A 19,642-nucleotide genomic window follows, 5' to 3' on the forward strand; every position below is an offset into this window, starting at 1 on the left:
AGAAAAGCCCTACAAATGGGGTATTACGAAGTCGCCGGGGGGGTTGCGACTGGAGCGAGGGCGAAATCATAGCCTTTTAGTCGGTCATTGGCAGCAAAACGTCAACAATCCATCGCCATAAATCAGACAAAGTGCATGCTCACACTGCGTTCAGTGGCTCAGTGCTGCTGCAAATGCCCATAGAGCCGCGCATAAAGCCCACCCTCGGCGATCAACTGCAGATGCTCGCCCTGCTCGGCGATCCGCCCGTCGTCGAACACCAACACCCGGTCGGCCTGCTTCACCGCCGACAGCCGGTGGGCAATGATCAGGGTCGTGCGACCCTTGAGGAAGCGGTTCAGTCCCTGATGCAGGGCATATTCGGTGGCACTGTCCAGCGCCGAAGTCGCCTCGTCGAGGATCACCACGCTTGGCTCGGCGAGGATCATCCGTGCCACGGCCAGCCGCTGTCGCTGGCCGCCCGACAGGCGCACGCCAGAGCGCCCGACCACGCTGTCCAGCCCAGCGGGCAATTGGCGAATGGTGTCTGCCAGCTGGGCGATGTCCAGCGCTTCCCAGCAAGCCTGATCGTCACGTTCGCGGCCCATCAACAGGTTGGCTCGCACCGTATCGTTGAACAACGCCGGATGTTGCAAGACCACCGCCACATGTTCGCGCACGGTATCCAGCCCGATCTGCTCGAGCGTGGCATCGCCATAGCGAATCTCGCCTGTCTGAGCGCGATACAGCCCCAGCAGCAATTGCACCAGGGTGCTTTTGCCGCCACCGCTGGCGCCGACGATGGCGACCTTCTCGCCGGGTGCGATACTCAAGTCCAGACCTTCCAGCACCGGCTCGTCCTGATAGGAAAAACTCAGGCCGCGCACTTCGATACCCACCGTGCGACCCGCCGCGAAGGGGTTGCGACCACCTTCGTATTGCGGTTCGTCAGCCCGTGCCAGCAACTGGTTGATTCGCGTCAGCGCGCCACCGGCGGCATAGAAGGCGTATTGCAGGCTGAGCAGTTGCTCAACCGGTCCGATCATGAACCACAGATAGCTGAACACCGCCAGCATCTGCCCGATGGACAGGTCCGAGAGCAGCACGGTGATCATCGCGGCAGCACGGAACACGTCGATGCCGAATTGGAACAACAGACCGCTGGCGCGATTGGAGGCATCGGTTTTCCACTGCGAGGCCACGGCATGATCGCGCACCTCACGGGCCTTGTGCCCCAGCCGCCCGAGGAAGAATCCCTGGCGGTTGCCGGCGCGCACTTCCTGAATCGCATCCAGGGTTTCGGTGAGCGCCTGGGTGAAGCGCGAGGTGCTGTCGTTTTCCAGTTTTTTCAGATGCTTGACGCGCTTGCCCAGCTGCACCGTGGCATAGATCACCAGCGGATTGAACAGCAGGATCAGCAGCGCCAGCTGCCAGTGCATCCACAGCAGGATCGCCGCCGTGCCGGCAATCGACAGAATCGCCACCAGCAGGCGGCTAAGGGTTTCACCGATGAATTTGTCGATGGTTTCCAGATCGGTGACCAGATGCGCCGCCACCGTACCGCCGCCGAGGCTTTCGTATTCGGCCAGGGCGATACGCTTGAGACGTTCGATCAGGCGGATGCGTATCCGGTAGACGATGTCCTTCGACAGCCGTGCGAACAGCCGCGCCTGCAACACGTTGAACACCAGCGCAGAGCCTCGCAGCAACAGCGTCAGGCAGAGCATCAGGCCGATATAGCCAAGCGCCGTCTGCCACTCGGCTGGCAGGAAGCGATCCATGATCTGCAGCGCCGTATTGCCGTCGCCAAGCAGCACTTCATCAACCAGCAGCGGCAGCAACAAGGGAATCGGCACGCTGCTGAGGGTCGCCAACACGGCAACCAGATTGGCCAGGATCAACGCCTTGCGGTGGTGCAGCGCGAGACGGCGGATTTCCGCCCAGCTGAGCTGGTCAGGCATGCGCGTTGCGCTCCAGCCAGCGCGCCAGCAACGGACTCAGCGCTGCCAGGGGCTGGTAGCCATTATTCAGCAACGCCAATTGGCCATCGTGTTCGGCGAGCAAGGTGGGAAAGCCTGCGATGCCAAGATTGCACGCCCAGTCGAAATCGGCGACGGTCGCATCGCGAATGGCCTGGGAGTCGAAACGGTCGGAAAACTCGCCACGCGGCAACCCTACGGATTCGGCCAGTCCCACCAGCTGCTGCGGCAGGGTGACGTCACAGCGCTCCACGTAGAAGGCCTGCTGGATACGCAGCGCCAACGGCCAGACGCTCTGCTCATCGAGGACACGCGCTGCCACCAGCGCCCGACAGGCGGGCTCGGTGTCGTAGATCAGCCCGTCGGGCAAGCCCTGCTCAAGATCGAAGGGTTGCGCGCTGGCTTCATGAACCGCGCGCCAATAGGACAGCGTGCGCTCGCGTCCGGCGCTGTCCATGACCAGGCGTTCGCGGCGCAGGCCGCCAACCACCAGCTGCATCCCGACGCCACAGGCGCGCGCCTGCTCCGCCAAAGCTTGCGCCACCGGCGCAAACCCCCAGCACCAGGAGCACATGGGGTCCATTACATAGATCAGTCGGGTGCTCATCAGCGCTCCTGAATCGGTGCTGTCACACACCCTGTTTGCGGTAGTTGTGACCGATGGGATGTGGCTGGTTGCGTTCGAGCGCCAGCTCGATCTGTTTTTGCCGTTCACGTGCGCTGGTGCGGGTTTTCTCGCTCAGCGTATTCCAGCAATGCGGGCAACTGATACCGGGAACGTAGTGCTCGGACTCGCGCTCCTGCGCCGAAACAGGCGTGCGGCAGGCATGACACTGGGCGAAATCGCCCTTGCCGAGATCGTGGCGCACGGTCACCCGGTTGTCGAACACATAACAGTCGCCGCGCCAGCGAGTCTCGTCCTCGGGCACCTCCTCCAGGTATTTGAGGATGCCGCCCTTGAGGTGGTAGACCTCCTCGAAGCCCTCGCCCAGCATGTAGCTCGACGCCTTCTCGCAGCGAATACCGCCGGTGCAGAACATCGCCACCTTCTTGTGTTTGGCCGGGTCGTAATGCGCCTTGATGTACTCGGGAAACTCGCGAAAGGATTGGGTCTGCGGATCGATCGCACCCTCGAAGGTGCCGATCGCCACTTCGTAGTCGTTGCGGGTGTCGATCAGCAGCACTTCGGGGTCGTCGATCAGTGCGTTCCAATCCTTGGGTTCGACATAGGTGCCGACGCGCCGGTTGGGGTCGACACCCGGCACGCCGAGGGTGACGATCTCCTTTTTCAGCTTGACCTTGGTGCGATAGAACGGCGGTTCGTCGCAGCGGGATTCCTTGTGGTCGATATCAGCCAGGCGCGGATCGGTGCCGAACCAGGCCAGCAGCGCATCGATACCTTCGCGGCTACCTGCAACGGTACCGTTGATGCCTTCCTCGGCGAGCAGCAGCGTGCCCTTGATACCGTTGGCTTCGAGGACGGCAAGCAGCGGCTCACGCAACGCGACGTAGTCCGGCAAAGAGACGAACTTGTACAGCGCCGCGACGACGATTTTCTGGGTCATGAGGGATATTTCTCCAGTGGTCACCCTCGTAAAGGGCGGACCGGTAAAAGCGATTTCCAGCGGGTAGTCGAACGGGGCGAAGTTTACCTGTGGGAGCGGATTTATCCGCGAATATCGCGGCTGAAGCCGCTCCCACAAAAACAGGCCTGCTCGGCCTCAGCGCCCAACGACTATTTACTTATGCCCACCAGCACAGACGGGTGAAGCCGGCACCACGCTCTGTTGCTGCCATTCTTCCGGCGTGTAGGTGTGCAGCGCCAGGGCATGGATCTGCTGCATCAGTTCGCCCATTGCCGCATAAGCCTTCTGGTGACGCTTGACGGCGTTCAGGCCGGCAAACTGCTGGCTGACAATCACCGCCTTGTAGTGGGTTTCCTGCCCCCGGCTGTGCATATGGCTTTCATCAAGCACCTGCAGATGCTCGGGTTGCAGCGCCTGCAGGGCGTTTTCAATCATGTTCAGTCTGGTCATGCCTGGCTAACTCCGTCAGGGCTTCTTCTGGGTATCGAGTTCGGCGGTCATTTCGGCCAGCAGCTTGTTCACCTGAGGCACGGCGTTTTCCAGCCTGGCCTGGGTCAGCTGTGCCGAGCGCGCGTTGAGTTGCGGCAACCTGGCCAGCACTTTCTTGCCCAGTTCGGAAGCATAGAATTCATTCAACTCGGCCAGCTCCTGCTCGCTGAACACTTCGCTGTAGAGTGCTATCAACTCTGGCTTGAGCTTGTCCCAGCCGATCTCCCGGTCAAGCACGGCATCGGCCTTGGACTGGTAGCTTTCCAGCAGGGCGCGCTTGCTTTCCGGTGCCTGCGTCTGGGCAAAGCGCTCGGCAAATCCCTGCTGGACCTGTGCATAGATCGGCACGGTCAGGCGATTGGCGCTGACCAGTTCAAGGAATCGCTCGGCCCGAGCGGCGTGGCCGGCATCGTCGGCGCTGACCTGCACGCTGAAGAGTGCCAGCGACAAGGCACTGCAAAGGCCGGCTATACGAAGAAAGTGCATTGAGTAATCCTTGGTGGGCGATAGATGAGCCTTAGTGGACACATTCTGCGCGCGGAGTTCCAATCACTCAAGGAACAGCAGGCCAGCCGATTGAACCCGTGCCGGTTCCGGGCGACCTAATGAGCTAGATACCATCATTCTCAATGGAGTACGGCATGACCCGCACCGAAACCGACAGCCTTGGCCCCGTGGAAGTACCGGAACAGGCCTACTGGGGCGCTCAGACCCAGCGTTCGTTGAGCAACTTTGCCATCGGTGACCAGCGCATGCCCCTGGCCGTCTGCCACGCCCTGGCGTTGATCAAGAAAGCAGCCGCGCGGGTCAACGACCGTATCGGAGATTTGCCACCCGATATCGCCCGTCTGATCGAACAGGCCGCCGACGAGGTTCTCCACGGCCAGCATGACGACCAGTTTCCCCTGGTGGTCTGGCAGACTGGCAGCGGCACCCAGAGCAACATGAACGTCAACGAAGTGATAGCCGGTCGCGCCAACGAACTGGCCGGCGGCACCCGCGGCGGCAAGAGCCCGGTGCACCCCAACGATCACGTCAATCGCGCGCAGAGTTCCAACGACTGCTTCCCCACCGCCATGCACATCGCGACCGCCCGGGCGATCCATGACCAACTGCTGCCGGCCATCGCCGAGCTGTCCGGCGGACTGGCCGAGCAGGCGGCGCGCCATGGCAAGCTGGTCAAGACCGGACGCACCCACATGATGGATGCCACACCTGTCACCTTCGGCCAGGAGTTGTCGGCGTTCGTTGCGCAACTTGACATCGCCGAGCGCGCCATTCGCCAGACACTGCCGGCGGTGCTCGAACTGGCCCAGGGCGGTACCGCAGTCGGCACCGGACTCAACGCTCCACACGGCTTTGCCGACGCCATCGCAGCGGAACTGGCCGCGCTCTCGGGACTGCCTTTCATCTCGGCGCCGAACAAGTTCGCTGCGCTGTCCGGCCATGAACCGCTGGTGGCGCTCTCCGGCGCACTCAAGACCCTTGCCGTGGCGCTGATGAAGATCGCCAACGACCTGCGCCTGCTCGGCTCCGGCCCACGCGGGGGGTTTGCCGAAGTGCGTCTGCCCGCCAACGAGCCGGGTAGCTCGATCATGCCCGGCAAGGTCAACCCGACCCAGTGCGAAGCGCTGTCGATGCTCGCCTGTCAGGTCATGGGCAACGACGTGACCATCGGTTTTGCCGCCAGCCAGGGGCATCTGCAGCTGAACGTGTTCAAGCCGGTGATCATCCACAACCTGCTGGAATCGATCCGCCTGCTGGCCGATGGCTGCCGCAACTTCAACAGCCACTGCATCAGCGGCATGGAACCAGACGCCGAGCGCATGGCCGAGCACCTGGAGCGCGGCCTGATGCTGGTGACGGCGCTCAACCCCCACATCGGCTACGACAAGGCCGCGGAAATCGCCAAGAAAGCCTATGCCGAAGGCAGCACCCTGCGTGAAGCGGCGCTGGAGCTGGGCTATCTCAGCGATGAAGAGTTCGATCAATGGGTGCGCCCGGAAACCATGCTGGAACCGGGCTGAGCGATCAGCGTACCGCTTCGAACAGACCCGACGCTCCCATACCGCCGCCCACGCACATGGTCACCACGCCGTAGCGCAGATTGCGCCGCTGCAGCTCGCGAAGCAGGTGGCCCGCCGTGCGCGAACCCGTCATGCCGAAGGGGTGGCCAATGGCGATGGAGCCGCCGTTGACGTTAAATTTCTCGTTGTCTATTTCCAGCCGATCGCGGCAGTACAGGCACTGAGAGGCAAAAGCTTCATTGAGCTCCCACAGGTCGATGTCCGCCACTTGAAGGCCCGCGGCCTTGAGCAGCTTGGGCACCGAGAAGACCGGGCCTATGCCCATTTCCTCCGGCTCGCAGCCGGCGACGGTGAAGCCACGGAAGAACGCCCGAGGCTTGAGACCGAGTTCGATGGCCTTGTCCAGGCTCATCACCAGCGTCATGGAGGCACCATCGGACAGCTGTGAGGCGTTACCGGCAGTGACGGAGCCGTCCTCGGCGAACACCGGCTTCAGGCCCGAGAGGTTCTCAAGCGTGGTATCCGGGCGGTTGCAATCGTCACGGTCGACCACGCCTTCGTGCTCGGTACGCTCGCCGGTCTGCTTGTCTTCGGTGAAGTAGCGAACGCTCATCGGCACGATCTCGTCGCCGAACAGCCCTTGCGCCTGGGCCCGCGCGGTGCGCTGCTGGCTTTGCAGCGCATAGATGTCCTGCTGCTCGCGCGTGACGCTGTAACGACGCGCAACTAGCTCGGCCGTCTGGCCCATGCTGTGATAGATGCCCGGCACCTGTGCCTGGATGATCGGGTTGTACAGATGGTCGGTGTTCTGGCTTTTGGCCGTCAGGGTAATGGATTCGACCCCACCGGCAACGATCACGTCGCTACAGCCGGAAGCGATCTGATTGGCTGCGATGGCAATGGCCTGCAGGCCCGAAGAGCAGTAGCGGTTCAGGGTCATGCCTGGGCAGGCGATGCCCAGGCGGGACAACACGGCCACGTTACGCCCGATGTTGTAACCCTGCGCGCCTTCGTTGGAGCCGGCGCCGACGATGCAGTCATCCACCCGCGCGGGGTCCAGGTCGTTGCGCGACAGCAGCGCGTTCACACAATGGGCTGCCATGTCATCCGGACGGGTCATATTGAACTTGCCGCGAAACGACTTGGCCAGACCGGTCCGCACGCTGTCGACAATCACTACTTCACCCATGGCATACCTCAGGGATCTTGTTGTTGAAGATATCCCCGAGAATAGTGGCGACAACGCGACCAGCGCGACGACCATTCAGGCCGCATATGCACGGCCATGGTCCGACAGGACTAGTTGGCGATAGCGGCTTCCAGCGCCTCGTTGAGCGTGCGCAGCACCTTGATCCGGGCAAAGCGCTTGTCGTTGGCTTCCACCAGCGTCCAGGGCGCAATTTCGGTGCTGGTGCGGTCGACCATGTCTGTCACCGCATTGCCGTATTCATCCCACTTCTCGCGATTGCGCCAATCTTCCTCGGTGATCTTGAAGCGTTTGTGCGGGATGGTTTCGCGTTCCCTGAACCGCTCCAGCTGAGTCTGCTTGTCGATGGACAGCCAGAACTTGACCACCACCACACCGGCGTCGATCAATTGTTCCTCGAAATCGTTGATCTCGTTGTAAGCCCGCAGCCATTCATCCGCCGAGCAGAAACCCTCGACCCGCTCGACCAGCACGCGGCCATACCATGAACGGTCGAAGATGGTGAACTGTCCTCGCGCCGGAACCCCACGCCAGAAGCGCCAGAGCCAGGGCTTGGCCCGCTCGTCCTCGCTGGGAGCGGCCACCTGCACGGTGCGGTACAGACGCGGGTCCAGCGCACCAGTGATGCGACGGATGGCACTGCCCTTGCCGGCTGCGTCATGCCCCTCGAAAAGCGCCAGCACGCCACGCTTGCGCAGACGGCGATCACGCAGCAAGCGGGAAAGACGCGCCTGCTCGTCGGCCAGTTGTTGCTTATAAGCATCCTTGTCGAGCTTCTGCGAGAGATCCAGGCTACCGAGCAGGCTGATCTGATTCATGCTCATGTCCGCCTCGACCGGCGCGGAATGCGGCGCCACGGCATGACCATCGACTGCATCCAGCGCCGCATTCAGACCACCGAGCAACAGACGCCCGGCAATCAGGCTGCGGTAGCGCTCATCCGCCCCCTCGATCACATACCAGGGTGCGAAATTCCGGCTACTGCGACGCAGGATCAGTTCGCCATGCTGCACGAACTTGTCGTAAGTCTTGGACTGCTGCCAATCCAGTGGGCTGATGCGCCAGCTATGCAGCGGATCGTCCTTGAGCGAATCAAGGCGCTTGAGCATGCGGTCCTTGGACAGGTGAAACCAGAACTTGAAGATCAACACACCTTCGTCGCAGAGCATGCGTTCCAGACGCTGCGCACGACCGATGGCCAGTTCCAGATCAACCTTGCGCGTGCGGCCATGCACGCGGTCTTCAAGCATCTTGCTGTACCAGTTGCCGAAGAAAATGCCGGTCTGCCCCTTCGCCGGCAGACGTCGCCAGTAGCGCCAGGCGGACGGACGCGCAAGTTCCTCGTCAGTCGGCACGTCGAAGCTGTCAACACGAATCAGGCGTGGGTCCATCCATTCATTGAGCAGCTTGATCGTCTCGCCCTTGCCCGCGCCTTCAATCCCGTTGATCAGGATAAGCACCGGAAAGCGCGCCTGTTCCCGAAGACGATTCTGGGCATTGAGCAAGGCTTCGCGCAGGATCGGCACTTCAGCGTCGTAGGTGGCCTTGTCGATGCTGTGACCGATTTCTGCAGACTCGAACATCGCATTCTCCAGCGTTGTTGCATTGATTTGAGGGTAGGCCTATGCCCGACAGTGGCCAAGTATCTCGCAAAAGCGTGGGCCTTAATTGACTGATGGCAGATAGCCGCAAGGTTTCCGGGCACTTGACGCAAAACAGGTTGCGACAAAGCGCGCCCGCAGTGCGTTTCGGTGGCTGCTAGAATCGCGCACCTCGATTTCCAGGACACCGCCATGCCCGCCGACACGCCGACGCCTCTGCAGCACGCCGAACTCGACTGGGACGCCAATGGCCAGCCTCAATCGCGCCGCTACAGTGACGTCTATTTTTCGCGCGCCTCAGGGCTTGCCGAAACGGCACATGTGTTCCTGCAACCGAACCGACTGGCCGAGCGCTTCGCCGCTCTGGAGAAGGGGCAGCGGCTGGTCATCGGCGAGACAGGCTTTGGCACCGGGCTGAATTTCCTCTGTGCCTGGCGGCTCTTCGAGCAGCAGGCGCAGGCCGGCACTTACCTGCATTTTGTCAGCGTGGAAAAGCACCCGCTCAAGCCCGAAGACCTGCAACGGGCGCTGGCCTTGTGGCCGGAGTTGGACGGCCATGCGCAGCAGTTACTGGAGCAGTACGTGGCGGTGAATCCGGGCTTCCAGCAATTTCGCTTCGGCCCTATCACTCTGACCCTGATGGTGGGCGACGCGCTGGAGTGCCTGAGCAGCCTGGACGCCAGAATCGATGCCTGGTTCCTCGACGGCTTCGCCCCGGCCAAGAACCCGGACATGTGGCAACCGGAGCTGTTCACCCAACTGGCGCGCCTGTCGGCACCGGACGCAACCCTGGCCACCTTCACCAGCGCCGGCGTCGTTCGCCGCGGCTTGCTGATGGCGGGGTTCGAGGTGGAGCGCATCCCCGGTTTCGGGCAAAAACGCGAAAGCCTGCAGGGGCGCTTTGATACCCAGGTGTCGCGGCCCGAAAAACCCTGGTTTGCCCGCCCCGGCTTCAACCCGGCGCAACGCAAGGCACTGGTAATTGGCGCAGGACTGGCCGGCTGCGCCAGTGCCGCCAGCCTGGCCGCAAGGGGTTGGCAAGTGTCGCTACTGGAGCGCCACGCAGAGATTGCCGAGGAAGGTTCGGGCAATCCCCAGGGCGTGCTTTATCTCAAACTCTCGGCGCACGGTACGGCACTTTCACAGCTGGTGCTCAGCGGCTTCGGCTACACCCGCCGGTTGCTGCGCAATCTGCAGCAGGGGCGGGACTGGGACGCCTGCGGGGTCTTGCAGATCGCCTTCGATGACAAGGAAGCCGAGCGTCAGGCCGAGCTGGCCAGCGTGTTTCCAGCAACGCTGCTGCACCGGCTCGATTGCGCCCAGGCCGAACAACTGGCCGGCGTCGAGCTGCGCAATGGCGGCCTGTTCTACCCGGATGCCGGCTGGGCGCACCCTCCTGCGCTCTGTCGCTGGCTGATCAAGGACCCGGCCATCAAACTGCTCAAGCATTGCAATCCCGTCGAGTTGCGGCGCAACGGCGAGCTGTGGCAGGCAATTGCGGACGGCGCGGTGCTGGCTGAAGCTCCCGTAGTCGTCCTTGCCGGCGCGGCGGATGTGGCTCGTTTCGAGCAGAGCGCCTGGCTTCCGCTCAAGCGCATTCGCGGGCAAATCACCGGCCTGCCGATGACCGGAAAGAGCAGCGCCCTGCGTACCGTGCTTTGCGCCAAGGGCTATGTCGCGCCCGCACGAGAGGGCCTGCATACCCTGGGCGCGAGCTTCAATTTCGCAGACACTGACCCGGCACCCAGCGCGGTCGAACATCGCGCCAATCTGCAGATGCTGGAAGAAATCTCTGCCAGCCTGTATCAGCGTCTGCAGGCAGACGACTACCAGATCGACCAGTTGCAGGGCCGTGTTGCCATGCGCTGCACCAGCCCCGACTACCTGCCGATCATCGGCCCGCTGGCCGAGGCCACGCTCTTTGCCGACGCCTATGCGGTACTCAGCCGTGACGCCAGGCAGGTGCCGCAAACGCCCTGCCCCTGGCTGGACGGGCTTTACGTCAACACCGCCCATGGCTCGCGCGGCATGATCAGCGCGCCACTGTCCGGCGAGTTGCTCGCCGCCTGGATCGACGGCAACCCTCTACCGGTGCCGCGCGCCATTGCCGAAGCCTGCCATCCCAACCGTTTTCTGCTGCGCAAGTTGATCCGCCGAAACGACTGAAACAACAGTTCTTGCACTGGCTCTCAGGCGCGCTAACATACCCCACCCCGTATAGCGAACTCTGGAAGACCCCATGAAAGCCATCACCCTGCTCAGTCTCGGACTCTTCTCGCTTGCTGCCAGTGCCGAACCCCTCACCCCTGAAGCGCTGCAGCAGGAAGCGAGCGCGCTGATCAAGCCATTTGCCGAACAGCTGCTGGGCACGGTGAAAAAGGCCAAGGCCGAAGGCGGCCCTTCCCAGGCCATCGAAGCCTGCCAGTTGCTGGCGCCGGATATTGCCCGCCAGCACAGCCAGGCGCCTTGGCAGATCGGGCGCACTGCACTGAAAGTACGCAATCCGGATAATACCGCCGACGCCTGGGAACAGCAGGTGCTGGAACACTTTGCCAAGCAGGCCGCTGCCGGCACACCCTTGACCCAGTTGCGCCACGGCGAAGTGGTCGATGGCGAATACCGCTATATGCAAGCCATCGGCACGCAGGCTGATTGCCTTAGCTGCCACGGCGAGAAGATCGAACCGGCTCTGCTTGGCCTGCTCGATACGCGCTATCCCGAGGATCAGGCCCGCGGTTTCCGCGAAGGCGATCTGCGTGGCGCCTTCAGCCTGCGTCGCACCCTGCCGCAATAAGCCTGCGGACCTGGTGTCGCCGGAGTTTCGCTGCTGATCTTGCACTAATCCGCCGCCGCACAGCGTTCAGCCCGGCCCGAAGCGATTCCTTCTCGCCGGGCCGGCTTTGTCGCCCGCACAGCAGTCGGAAAAGCTGAACTTCAATGACCGCCTGCCAGTCACACTCCCCAACGGCTTAACCGGTAAGGAACCTATGTGTGGCATAGCTGGCGAACTTCGCTTTGATAATCAACCGGCGGATCTGGCCGCCGTTGAACGCATCACCCACCACCTGACCTCGCGCGGCCCGGACGCCTGTGGCTTCAATAGTCAGGGGCCGCTTGCGTTCGGTCATCGGCGCCTGAAAATCATGGACTTGTGCGAGGCCTCAGGCCAGCCGATGATCGATTCGGCGCTGGGCCTGTCGATGGTCTTCAACGGTGCGATCTACAACTACCCTGAACTGCGCACCGAGCTTGAAGGGCTGGGCTACCGCTTCTTTTCCGAAGGCGACACCGAGGTACTGCTCAAGGGCTTTCATGCCTGGGGCGAGGCCCTGCTGCCGCGCCTGAACGGCATGTTCGCCTTCGCCATCTGGCAGCGCGATGCGCAGGAACTGTTCATCGCCCGCGACCGGCTCGGCATCAAGCCTTTATACCTGTCGCAAACCGGCGACCGTCTGCGCTTCGCGTCGAGCCTGCCGGCGCTGCTCAAGGGCGGCGATATAGCAGGCGTGCTGAACCCGGTGGCGCTCAATCACTACATGAGCTTTCACGCCGTGGTGCCGGCCCCGGATACGTTGATCGCCGGCATCGAGAAACTGCCACCGGGCACTTTCATGCGGGTCGATGCCCACGGCAAAGCGAGCCAGCACCGCTGGTGGCAACTGCAGTTCGGAGCCCGTGAAGACGAGCAGAACTACAGCTTCGAGGACTGGCAGGAACGTACCCTGGCAGCATTGCGTGATTCCGTGGCGCTGCGCCAGCGGGCGGCGGTAGACGTGGGTGTGCTGTTGTCCGGCGGCGTCGATTCGAGCCTGCTGGTCGGCCTGCTACGTGAAGCCGGTGCGGCAGACAACCTGCTGACTTTCTCCATCGGATTCGAGGATGCCGGTGGCGAGCGCGGCGATGAATTCAAGTATTCCGACCTGATCGCCAGGCACTACCAGACCCGCCATCACCAACTGCGCATTCAGGAAAAAGAAATCCTCGAACAGCTGCCCGCCGCCTTCCAGGCCATGAGCGAGCCGATGGTCAGCCACGACTGCATTGCCTTCTACCTGCTGTCGCGCGAGGTCTCAAGACACTGCAAGGTGGTGCAGAGCGGCCAAGGCGCGGATGAACTGTTCGCCGGCTATCACTGGTATCCACAGGTCGATGGCGCCGAAGACCCGGCGGCGGCTTATCTCGCAGCCTTCCGTGACCGCAGCTATGAGGAGTACGCCGAAACCATGCAAGCGCAATGGGTCAAGGGCGACTTCTCCGGGGATTTCGTGCGTCGGCACTTCGTCCAACCCGGCGCCGATGCGGCAGTGGACAAGGCGCTGCGCATCGACAGCACCGTGATGCTGGTCGACGATCCGGTCAAGCGCGTGGACAACATGACCATGGCCTGGGGCCTGGAAGCGCGCGTGCCGTTCCTCGATCACAATGTTGCCGAGCTTTCGGCGCGCATTCCGGCCAAGTACAAGCTACCCGGTGGCGGTAAATACGTACTCAAGGAAGCCTCACGCAAGGTCATCCCCGCCGAGGTCATCGACCGGCCCAAAGGCTATTTCCCGGTACCCGGTCTAAAACATCTGCAAGGCGTCACCCTGAACTGGGTGCGCGAGCTGCTGACCGACCCAAGCCAGGATCGCGGCCTCTACAACCCGGCCATGCTGGACAGGCTGCTCAACGATCCCGAAGGCCAACTGACGCCGCTGCGCGGCTCCAAACTCTGGCAACTGGCAGCGCTCAACCTGTGGCTGAGCGAACAGGGGCTCTGACCGGCACGGCAAGCGAGGCACACAACTCAAGGAATGCACATGCAGAAGTCTCAAGCATACGGGCAGCGATTGTTGCGCGGACAGGCTCCGACCTACGAACGGCTCCAGGCGCGCCTGGCCGGCGACGGCCAGGCTGAGCAGTCAGGCCCGGTCACGCTGCATTGCGGCTGGGGGCGGATTCTGGTGGGTCATACCTACGCCGAACCGGCGGAGCTGGCCGCGGACCTGCTGGGCGAGCAAGCCGGTGAACGCGACATCGCCCTCTATGTCGCCGCGCCGCATCAGGTGCTCGCCCATGCGCCACAGCAGCTGTTCCTCGACCCCTCCGACACCCTGCGCATCTGGTTCACCGATTACCGCCCGGCACGCCGCAGTTTTCGCGGTTTCAGCATTCGGCGTGCGCAAAGCGAAGCGGACTGGAAGGCAATCAATGGCCTCTACCAGTCACGCGGCATGCTGCCGGTCAATCCCGAGCTGTGTACGCCGCGTGAGAAAGGCGGCCCCGTCTACTGGCTGGCCGAGGACGAAGATTCCGCTCAGGTCATCGGCAGCGTGATGGGCATCAATCACCAGAAGGCCTTCAATGACCCGGAAAACGGCTCCAGCCTCTGGTGCCTGGCGGTTGCGCCCAGCTGCACCCGCCCAGGCGTCGGTGAAGCGCTGGTACGGCACCTGATCGAGCAGTGCATGGGGCGCGGCCTGGCCTATCTGGATCTCTCGGTACTGCACGACAACCATCAGGCCAAAGCGCTCTATGCCAAGCTCGGCTTTCGCGATTTGCAGACCTTTACCGTCAAACGCAAGAACAGCTTCAACCAGCCGCTATTCCTGGGTCCCGGCCCGGAAGCGACGCTCAACCCCTACGCCCGAATCATTGTCGACGAAGCGCGCCGGCGCGGCATCGAGACCAGCATCGATGACGCCGAGGCCGGCCTGTTCACCCTGACCCAGGGCGGTCGCCGGGTGCGTTGTCGCGAATCGCTGTCGGACCTCACCTCAGCCGTGAGCATGACCCTTTGCCAGGACAAGTGCCTGACCCATCGCACCCTGGCGCGTGCCGGCTTGCGCCTGCCAGCCCAGCAGTTGGCGGGCTCAGTCGAAGACAACACCACCTTTTTGCACGAACACGGCAGCGTGGTGGTCAAGCCCGTCGATGGCGAACAGGGCCAAGGGGTATCGGTGGACCTGCGCAGCAGCGACGATGTCGAGGAAGCCATCGTCCGGGCACGCCAGTTCGATCAGCGCGTACTGCTGGAAAGCTACCACCCGGGGCTGGACCTGCGCATTGTGGTGATCGGCTATGAAGTGGTCGCCGCCGCAATTCGCCGACCCGCGGAAGTCGTAGGTGACGGCAGCCGCAGTATCGGCCAGCTGATCGAGACCCAGAGCCGTCGCCGCCAGGCCGCTACAGGCGGTGAAAGCAGCATCCCGCTGGATGATGAAACCCGGCGCTGCCTGCAGGATGCAGGCTACGACTACGACAGCATCCTGCCCTGCGGCCAGCATCTGGTGGTTCGGCGTACCGCCAACCTGCACACCGGCGGCACCCTTGAGGATGTCACCGAGCAACTGCATCCCGAACTGGTAGAAGCCGCCGTACACGCAGCACGCGCACTGGATATTCCGGTGGTTGGGCTGGATCTGCTGATCACGGCGCCAGACCAGCCCGAATACGTTTTCATCGAAGCCAACGAGCGTGTCGGCCTGGCCAACCATCACCCCCAGCCAACCGCCGAGCGTTTTATCGACCTGCTGTTTCCCCTGAGCCACAGCGCCGGCCTGGCCCATTCTCAGCAACCTGAACAGGAGCGCAAGTGACCACCCGAATTCCCGAGCCCGATCTCAACTACCTGCAGCGCGTACTGCTGGAAACCCTCGCAATCCCCAGCCCCACCGGCTTTACCGACACCATTGTGCGTTACGTGGCCGAACGCCTGAAGGAACTGGACATTCCCTTCGAGCTGACCCGGCGCGGCACCATCCGCGCCACGCTCAAGGGACGCCTGGACAGCCCCGACCGCGCCATCGCTGCGCATCTGGACACCATCGGCGCAAGCGTTCGTGAAATCCATGACAGCGGTCGCCTGGGCCTGTCCCCGGTGGGCTGCTGGTCGAGCCGCTTTGCCGAAGGTAGCCGTGTCAGCGTGTTTACCGACGAGGGCGTGATTCGCGGCAGCGTCCTGCCACTGCTCGCCTCGGGGCATGCCTTCAATACCGCTGTCGATACCATGCCCATCAGTTGGGATCATGTCGAACTGCGCCTGGATGCCCGCACTGCAAGCCGTGCCGACACCCAGGCAATAGGCGTCAACGTGGGCGATTTCGTCGCCTTCGATCCAATGCCGGAATTCACCGACAGCGGCTATATCAGTGCGCGCCATCTGGATGACAAGGCCGGCGTGGCCGCCCTGCTGACCGCGCTGAAAGCCGTGGTCGAAAGCGGCCAGGAACTGCCCATCGATTGCCATCCGCTGTTCACCATCACCGAGGAGACCGGCTCCGGCGCGGCAGGTGCGCTGCCCTGGGACGTCAGCGAATTCGTCGGCATCGACATTGCTCCCACGGCCAAGGGCCAGGAATCCAGCGAGCATGCCGTTACAGTCGCCATGCAAGACTCGGGCGGCCCCTACGACTATCACCTGTCGCGACACCTGCTCAAGCTGGCGAGCGCTCAGGATATTCCTGTACGCCGTGATCTGTTCCGCTACTACCACAGCGATGCCCAGTCGGCGATTGCCGCCGGCCACGATATCCGCACGGCATTGCTCGCGTTCGGCTGCGACGCCACCCACGGTTATGAACGTACCCATATCGACAGCCTGACAGCCATGAGCCGGTTGATTTGCGCCTACCTGCTCAGCCCGCCGGTGTTCGCCAGCGACGCTCACGCAGGGAAGCACTCGCTGGAAAACTTCAGTCACCAGCTCGAACACGTGACGCAAATGGAAAACGATACGCGGGTGCCGCCAGTCGACGCGATTCTCGACAGGCCAACGGAGGGCAGGAAGGACACCTGAGCCCGGCTGACGGTATGCTTGCCAACCCGCAGCCCGGCATACCCGCTCCCATGCTCATTCCTTACGACCAGCTCGAACCCGACACCCTGACCCGCCTTATCGAAGATTTCGTGACCCGCGACGGCACCGACAACGGCGACGAAACCCCGCTTGAGACCCGGGTCGAACGGGTGCGTCGGGCGCTGACCAAGGGGACGGCGGTGATCGTCTTCGATGTGGATCATCAGCAATGCCAGCTGGCGCTCAGGCACGAAGTGCCGCGCGAGTGGCTGGACGATTGAGGAAACGTTCAGGACGTAATATAGGGCCGAATTTATTCGGCCTTTGTACGACGCTGGTCGAATAAATTCGACCCTACAGGCTTGAAGACCGGTTCAGCCCAGCACGCCGCCGTCGCGCTCCCAGGCGCAGCGCATACGCAAGTCGCGCTGATGCGGGCTGTGTGAGCCGCTTTCGGTTTCCCAGCGGAAGGTATGCGTGCCGTTGAGTTCGGTTTCGAGATGAACCACCGCGCTGGTCCAATAGAGTTCGTCGAGCAGCGCCTCGAAGTTGCGCACCCACAAGGCCCATTCGTATTCCACCGCCCGATAGCTGGCGCCGAAGTGGATCACCTGGGTCTGGTACAGCCCCTCATCCTGGCAGCAGGAAAACATTTCTCGCCCGATAAAAGGCCAACCCTCTCCCTGCGGCAGGCTGTCCAGCGCGCGAAGGTTGACGGCGCGGCGCAAGCGACACTGCTCGGCATCGGCGGAGGGCCAGCCGCGGATACTGCCGTAGACGATGGATTCAGGCTCCACAGGCTCACTCCAGAGAAAAGCCCGACATGTTCAACCAATTCCCGCCGGCATTCCAGAGCTTGGAGCCTTCAACTCGGGCGTCGCATCGCACAGGGGTGATGCACACCACACTTGCGCCTCAACCCGGTGTCGCGGCCTGGTCGCGGCGCGGCGCCAGGCCCAGCGCCAATACGGACATTGTCGCCGCCATGCACGCAAGCACCAGGAAAGGCCAGCGATAATCACCAGCAAGATCACGCCCCAGACCAGTCAATACCGGCGACAGGCACGCCAGACAATAACCCGTACAAAGCATCATCGCAGTCAGGCGACTCACCGCCAGCGGCGTGCTCGCTTCATACATGGGCAGCACCAGCGACATGGAGAAGGTTCCATTCAGGGCAACTCCCAGCAGCATGCAGATCATCAGCGGCTGAACCTGCGGAATCCAGGCGATCAGCACCAGACAGGCTGTGGCCAGCACACCGCACCCCGCCATCAGCAAGTGCCGCTTGCCGAAACGCTGAGCCAGCCAGGGCAAAGCGAAAGCACTTGGCAAACCGATCAACATGAAACCGCTGAAGAAGGCATTGCTTTGCGCCAGATTGAAGCCGACCTCGTGATAACGCGCCACCAGCCAGGTCGCCAGCGCGTAAAACAGCCCGGCCTGCAGCGCGAAATAACAGCTCACCAACCAGGCTCTAGGATCGCCCCAGGGCAGGCCGGCGCGACTCTCGACGACCGGCTCCGGCTGGTTCGGCAAACGCCACCAGACCGCCAGCGCCAGTACCGCCGGAATCGCCCAGAGTGCCAACGCCCAGGTCCAGCGCTGTCCCAGCAGTTGCACTGCTGGCGCCGTCAGCACCACGCCGAGGGTGCCGCCAACCGCCATGCTCAACGAATAGAACGCCGCCGTCTTGCCCATGCTGTCGAGGAAATAACGCTTGATGAAGCCCGACAGCAGCGGCCCGGCCACAGCGATTCCGGCACCGACCATAGCTGCAGTGGCGATCAGCAGTACCGCATTGTCGCCAAACAGGCGCAGCGCCAATGCCACACCGATCAGCCCCAGGCACAGCGCAATGGTCCGCTCCAGGCCGAAACGTACCGCCAGGCGAGGCGCCAGTGGCGCCAGCAAGCCCATCAGCAGAACAGGCAAGGCAGTGGTCAGGCTGATCAGACCGCGACTCAGATCAAGCGCTTCGGCGATACGCTCGATCAAGGGCGCAAAGGAGGTAATGCCAGGACGCAGATTGATGGCGGCGAGCACTAGAGCCAGCATGAGCAGCCAGCGGGATGGATTGTTCACAGTGAATCCTGAAACCGGACCGGGAGCGGACCGGCCACCCTACTCCCGCCTCTTTGTCCGGGCAAGCCTTTTGGACCTGTCAGTCAGGTTTTCAGCTTGCTGAGCATTTTCTCCGACATCGCGGTCATCTCGTCGTAGATTGCCTGGGGATTGTGCTGCTTGGCCTTCCAGGCCATGCGGCCTTCTTCGTGAGGCAGAATCATGAATACACCCTTGGCGACCTGCTGATGAATATGCCCGGCAATATCGGCAGCGGTGATCGGCGAGGCTTCCAGCAGCTTGCTGACCTGGACCTTCATGCTGGGCGTCGGACCACGGAAGGAATCCATCAGATTGGTCTGGAAGAATGATGGGCAGACCACATGAACGGCCACGCCTTGCGGCTTGAGTTCCACCAGCAAGCTTTCCGACAGCGCCACCACACCCGCCTTGGCCACGTTGTAGTTGCTCATGCCCGGCGCCTGCATCAGCGCCGCCATGGAGGCGATGTTGATGATCGTGCCGCGACTTTCCCGCAGCAGTGGCAGGAAGGCCTTGCAGCCCTTGACCACGCCCATCAGGTTGATCGCGATCTGCCAGTCCCAGTCCTCCAGCGAGAGCTCGTCGAAAAAGCCGCCCGAAGCGACCCCGGCATTGTTCACCAGCACATCGATGCCGCCCAGCTTGGCCTCGCACGCCTGTGCCAGTGCCGTCAGTTGGCTGTAATCACGCACATCACAGCGCTGGGTAAAGCCGTCACCTCCAGCCTCGCGAACCATGGCCAAGGTCTCGGCCAGCCCGGCTTCATTGATATCGGAAAGCGCCAACCGCCAGCCCTCGCGCGCCCAACGCAAGGCGATCTCGCGCCCCAGACCGGAACCGGCACCCGTAACCATCATGCGATTTTGCATCATTCGTCGCCTTTCGCTCGTT

The 19,642-nt window shown here is 62.7% G+C and carries 17 protein-coding genes; 7 read left to right on the top strand and 10 right to left on the bottom strand.

Translation table 11 applies throughout. The annotated features are described in order from the left end of the window. Positions 1-158: 158 nt before the first annotated feature. The 5 genes from NAV32_RS02680 to NAV32_RS02700 form a co-directional block, all read right to left on the bottom strand. Entirely contained in the window at positions 159-1,940 is a 1,782-nt protein-coding gene (locus NAV32_RS02680) for an ABC transporter ATP-binding protein (protein ID WP_256051261.1), read from the bottom strand. Continuing rightward, positions 1,933-2,565 carry a DsbA family protein gene (locus tag NAV32_RS02685; protein WP_256051262.1) on the bottom strand — a complete coding sequence of 211 codons (633 nt, stop codon included), beginning with the start codon at positions 2,563-2,565 and terminating at the stop codon, positions 1,933-1,935. The genes NAV32_RS02680 and NAV32_RS02685 overlap by 8 nt, the downstream gene beginning before the upstream one ends. Before the next feature lie 22 nt (positions 2,566-2,587). After that, entirely contained in the window at positions 2,588-3,523 is a 936-nt protein-coding gene (locus NAV32_RS02690) for a rhodanese-related sulfurtransferase (protein WP_256051263.1), read from the bottom strand. Positions 3,524-3,697: 174 nt separating this feature from the next. Then, positions 3,698-3,994 (bottom strand): BolA family protein, encoded by a 297-nt coding sequence (locus NAV32_RS02695; protein ID WP_256051264.1) that lies wholly within the window; start codon positions 3,992-3,994, stop codon positions 3,698-3,700. Positions 3,995-4,009: 15 nt separating this feature from the next. Continuing rightward, positions 4,010-4,519 carry a DUF2059 domain-containing protein gene (locus NAV32_RS02700; RefSeq protein WP_256051265.1) on the bottom strand — a complete coding sequence of 170 codons (510 nt, stop codon included), beginning with the start codon at positions 4,517-4,519 and terminating at the stop codon, positions 4,010-4,012. A gap of 155 nt (positions 4,520-4,674) precedes the next feature. On the opposite strand from NAV32_RS02700, the gene NAV32_RS02705 reads away from it, so the two are divergent. Continuing rightward, positions 4,675-6,060, top strand: a complete 1,386-nt coding sequence (locus NAV32_RS02705) for a class II fumarate hydratase (protein ID WP_256051266.1) — start codon at positions 4,675-4,677, stop codon at positions 6,058-6,060. A gap of 4 nt (positions 6,061-6,064) precedes the next feature. On the opposite strand, the gene NAV32_RS02710 is transcribed toward NAV32_RS02705, so the two are convergent. Next, complete coding sequence (locus tag NAV32_RS02710) at positions 6,065-7,249, bottom strand: thiolase family protein (protein WP_256051267.1); 1,185 nt, start codon at positions 7,247-7,249, stop codon at positions 6,065-6,067. Positions 7,250-7,359: 110 nt separating this feature from the next. Further along, on the bottom strand, positions 7,360-8,850 hold the full coding sequence (pap, locus tag NAV32_RS02715) for a polyphosphate:AMP phosphotransferase (RefSeq protein ID WP_256051268.1): 1,491 nt from the start codon (positions 8,848-8,850) through the stop codon (positions 7,360-7,362). A 210-nt stretch (positions 8,851-9,060) separates the two neighbouring features. On the opposite strand from pap, the gene mnmC reads away from it, so the two are divergent. The 6 genes from mnmC to NAV32_RS02745 all read left to right on the top strand — a co-directional run bounded on the left by mnmC (position 9,061) and on the right by NAV32_RS02745 (position 16,926). Beyond that, complete coding sequence (gene mnmC / locus NAV32_RS02720) at positions 9,061-11,034, top strand: bifunctional tRNA (5-methylaminomethyl-2-thiouridine)(34)-methyltransferase MnmD/FAD-dependent 5-carboxymethylaminomethyl-2-thiouridine(34) oxidoreductase MnmC (protein ID WP_256051269.1); 1,974 nt, start codon at positions 9,061-9,063, stop codon at positions 11,032-11,034. A 73-nt stretch (positions 11,035-11,107) separates the two neighbouring features. Then, positions 11,108-11,662 (top strand): Tll0287-like domain-containing protein, encoded by a 555-nt coding sequence (locus tag NAV32_RS02725; RefSeq protein ID WP_256051270.1) that lies wholly within the window; start codon positions 11,108-11,110, stop codon positions 11,660-11,662. A gap of 193 nt (positions 11,663-11,855) precedes the next feature. Continuing rightward, complete coding sequence (locus NAV32_RS02730; RefSeq protein ID WP_256051271.1) at positions 11,856-13,628, top strand: N-acetylglutaminylglutamine amidotransferase; 1,773 nt, start codon at positions 11,856-11,858, stop codon at positions 13,626-13,628. 39 nt (positions 13,629-13,667) lie between these two features. Next, on the top strand, positions 13,668-15,446 hold the full coding sequence (gene ngg, locus NAV32_RS02735) for an N-acetylglutaminylglutamine synthetase (protein ID WP_256051272.1): 1,779 nt from the start codon (positions 13,668-13,670) through the stop codon (positions 15,444-15,446). Then, a complete protein-coding gene (locus NAV32_RS02740) occupies positions 15,443-16,645 on the top strand; it encodes an osmoprotectant NAGGN system M42 family peptidase (RefSeq protein WP_256051273.1) in 1,203 nt (400 codons plus the stop codon). The genes ngg and NAV32_RS02740 overlap by 4 nt, the downstream gene beginning before the upstream one ends. A 50-nt stretch (positions 16,646-16,695) precedes the next feature. After that, positions 16,696-16,926, top strand: a complete 231-nt coding sequence (locus tag NAV32_RS02745; RefSeq protein WP_256051274.1) for a YheU family protein — start codon at positions 16,696-16,698, stop codon at positions 16,924-16,926. 93 nt (positions 16,927-17,019) lie between these two features. Here NAV32_RS02745 and NAV32_RS02750 read toward each other — a convergent pair whose 3' ends face one another. The 3 genes from NAV32_RS02750 to NAV32_RS02760 all read right to left on the bottom strand — a co-directional run bounded on the left by NAV32_RS02750 (position 17,020) and on the right by NAV32_RS02760 (position 19,620). Next, positions 17,020-17,442 carry a hypothetical protein gene (locus NAV32_RS02750; protein ID WP_256051275.1) on the bottom strand — a complete coding sequence of 141 codons (423 nt, stop codon included), beginning with the start codon at positions 17,440-17,442 and terminating at the stop codon, positions 17,020-17,022. 118 nt (positions 17,443-17,560) lie between these two features. Continuing rightward, positions 17,561-18,703, bottom strand: a complete 1,143-nt coding sequence (locus tag NAV32_RS02755; RefSeq protein ID WP_256051485.1) for a CynX/NimT family MFS transporter — start codon at positions 18,701-18,703, stop codon at positions 17,561-17,563. A 110-nt stretch (positions 18,704-18,813) separates the two neighbouring features. After that, positions 18,814-19,620 carry an SDR family oxidoreductase gene (locus tag NAV32_RS02760; protein WP_256051276.1) on the bottom strand — a complete coding sequence of 269 codons (807 nt, stop codon included), beginning with the start codon at positions 19,618-19,620 and terminating at the stop codon, positions 18,814-18,816. Between the last annotated feature and the right edge of the window lie 22 nt (positions 19,621-19,642).

It is taken from the genome of Stutzerimonas stutzeri (assembly GCF_024448695.1).
In the GTDB taxonomy this organism is placed as follows: Bacteria; Pseudomonadota; Gammaproteobacteria; order Pseudomonadales; family Pseudomonadaceae; genus Stutzerimonas; species Stutzerimonas stutzeri_T.

Excerpts from the sequence above, each read along its gene's own strand:
- ngg (WP_256051272.1), top strand. The coding sequence starts at position 13,668 with ATGCAGAAGTCTCAAGCATACGGGCAGCGATTGTTGCGCGGACAGGCT.
- NAV32_RS02725 (WP_256051270.1), top strand. The coding sequence starts at position 11,108 with ATGAAAGCCATCACCCTGCTCAGTCTCGGACTCTTCTCGCTTGCTGCC.
- NAV32_RS02745 (WP_256051274.1), top strand. The coding sequence starts at position 16,696 with ATGCTCATTCCTTACGACCAGCTCGAACCCGACACCCTGACCCGCCTT.
- NAV32_RS02710 (WP_256051267.1), bottom strand. The coding sequence starts at position 7,249 with ATGGGTGAAGTAGTGATTGTCGACAGCGTGCGGACCGGTCTGGCCAAG.
- NAV32_RS02700 (WP_256051265.1), bottom strand. The coding sequence starts at position 4,519 with ATGCACTTTCTTCGTATAGCCGGCCTTTGCAGTGCCTTGTCGCTGGCA.
- NAV32_RS02695 (WP_256051264.1), bottom strand. The coding sequence starts at position 3,994 with ATGACCAGACTGAACATGATTGAAAACGCCCTGCAGGCGCTGCAACCC.
- NAV32_RS02690 (WP_256051263.1), bottom strand. The coding sequence starts at position 3,523 with ATGACCCAGAAAATCGTCGTCGCGGCGCTGTACAAGTTCGTCTCTTTG.
- mnmC (WP_256051269.1), top strand. The coding sequence starts at position 9,061 with ATGCCCGCCGACACGCCGACGCCTCTGCAGCACGCCGAACTCGACTGG.
- NAV32_RS02685 (WP_256051262.1), bottom strand. The coding sequence starts at position 2,565 with ATGAGCACCCGACTGATCTATGTAATGGACCCCATGTGCTCCTGGTGC.
- NAV32_RS02730 (WP_256051271.1), top strand. The coding sequence starts at position 11,856 with ATGTGTGGCATAGCTGGCGAACTTCGCTTTGATAATCAACCGGCGGAT.
- NAV32_RS02760 (WP_256051276.1), bottom strand. The coding sequence starts at position 19,620 with ATGCAAAATCGCATGATGGTTACGGGTGCCGGTTCCGGTCTGGGGCGC.
- pap (WP_256051268.1), bottom strand. The coding sequence starts at position 8,850 with ATGTTCGAGTCTGCAGAAATCGGTCACAGCATCGACAAGGCCACCTAC.
- NAV32_RS02680 (WP_256051261.1), bottom strand. The coding sequence starts at position 1,940 with ATGCCTGACCAGCTCAGCTGGGCGGAAATCCGCCGTCTCGCGCTGCAC.
- NAV32_RS02755 (WP_256051485.1), bottom strand. The coding sequence starts at position 18,703 with ATGCTGGCTCTAGTGCTCGCCGCCATCAATCTGCGTCCTGGCATTACC.
- NAV32_RS02705 (WP_256051266.1), top strand. The coding sequence starts at position 4,675 with ATGACCCGCACCGAAACCGACAGCCTTGGCCCCGTGGAAGTACCGGAA.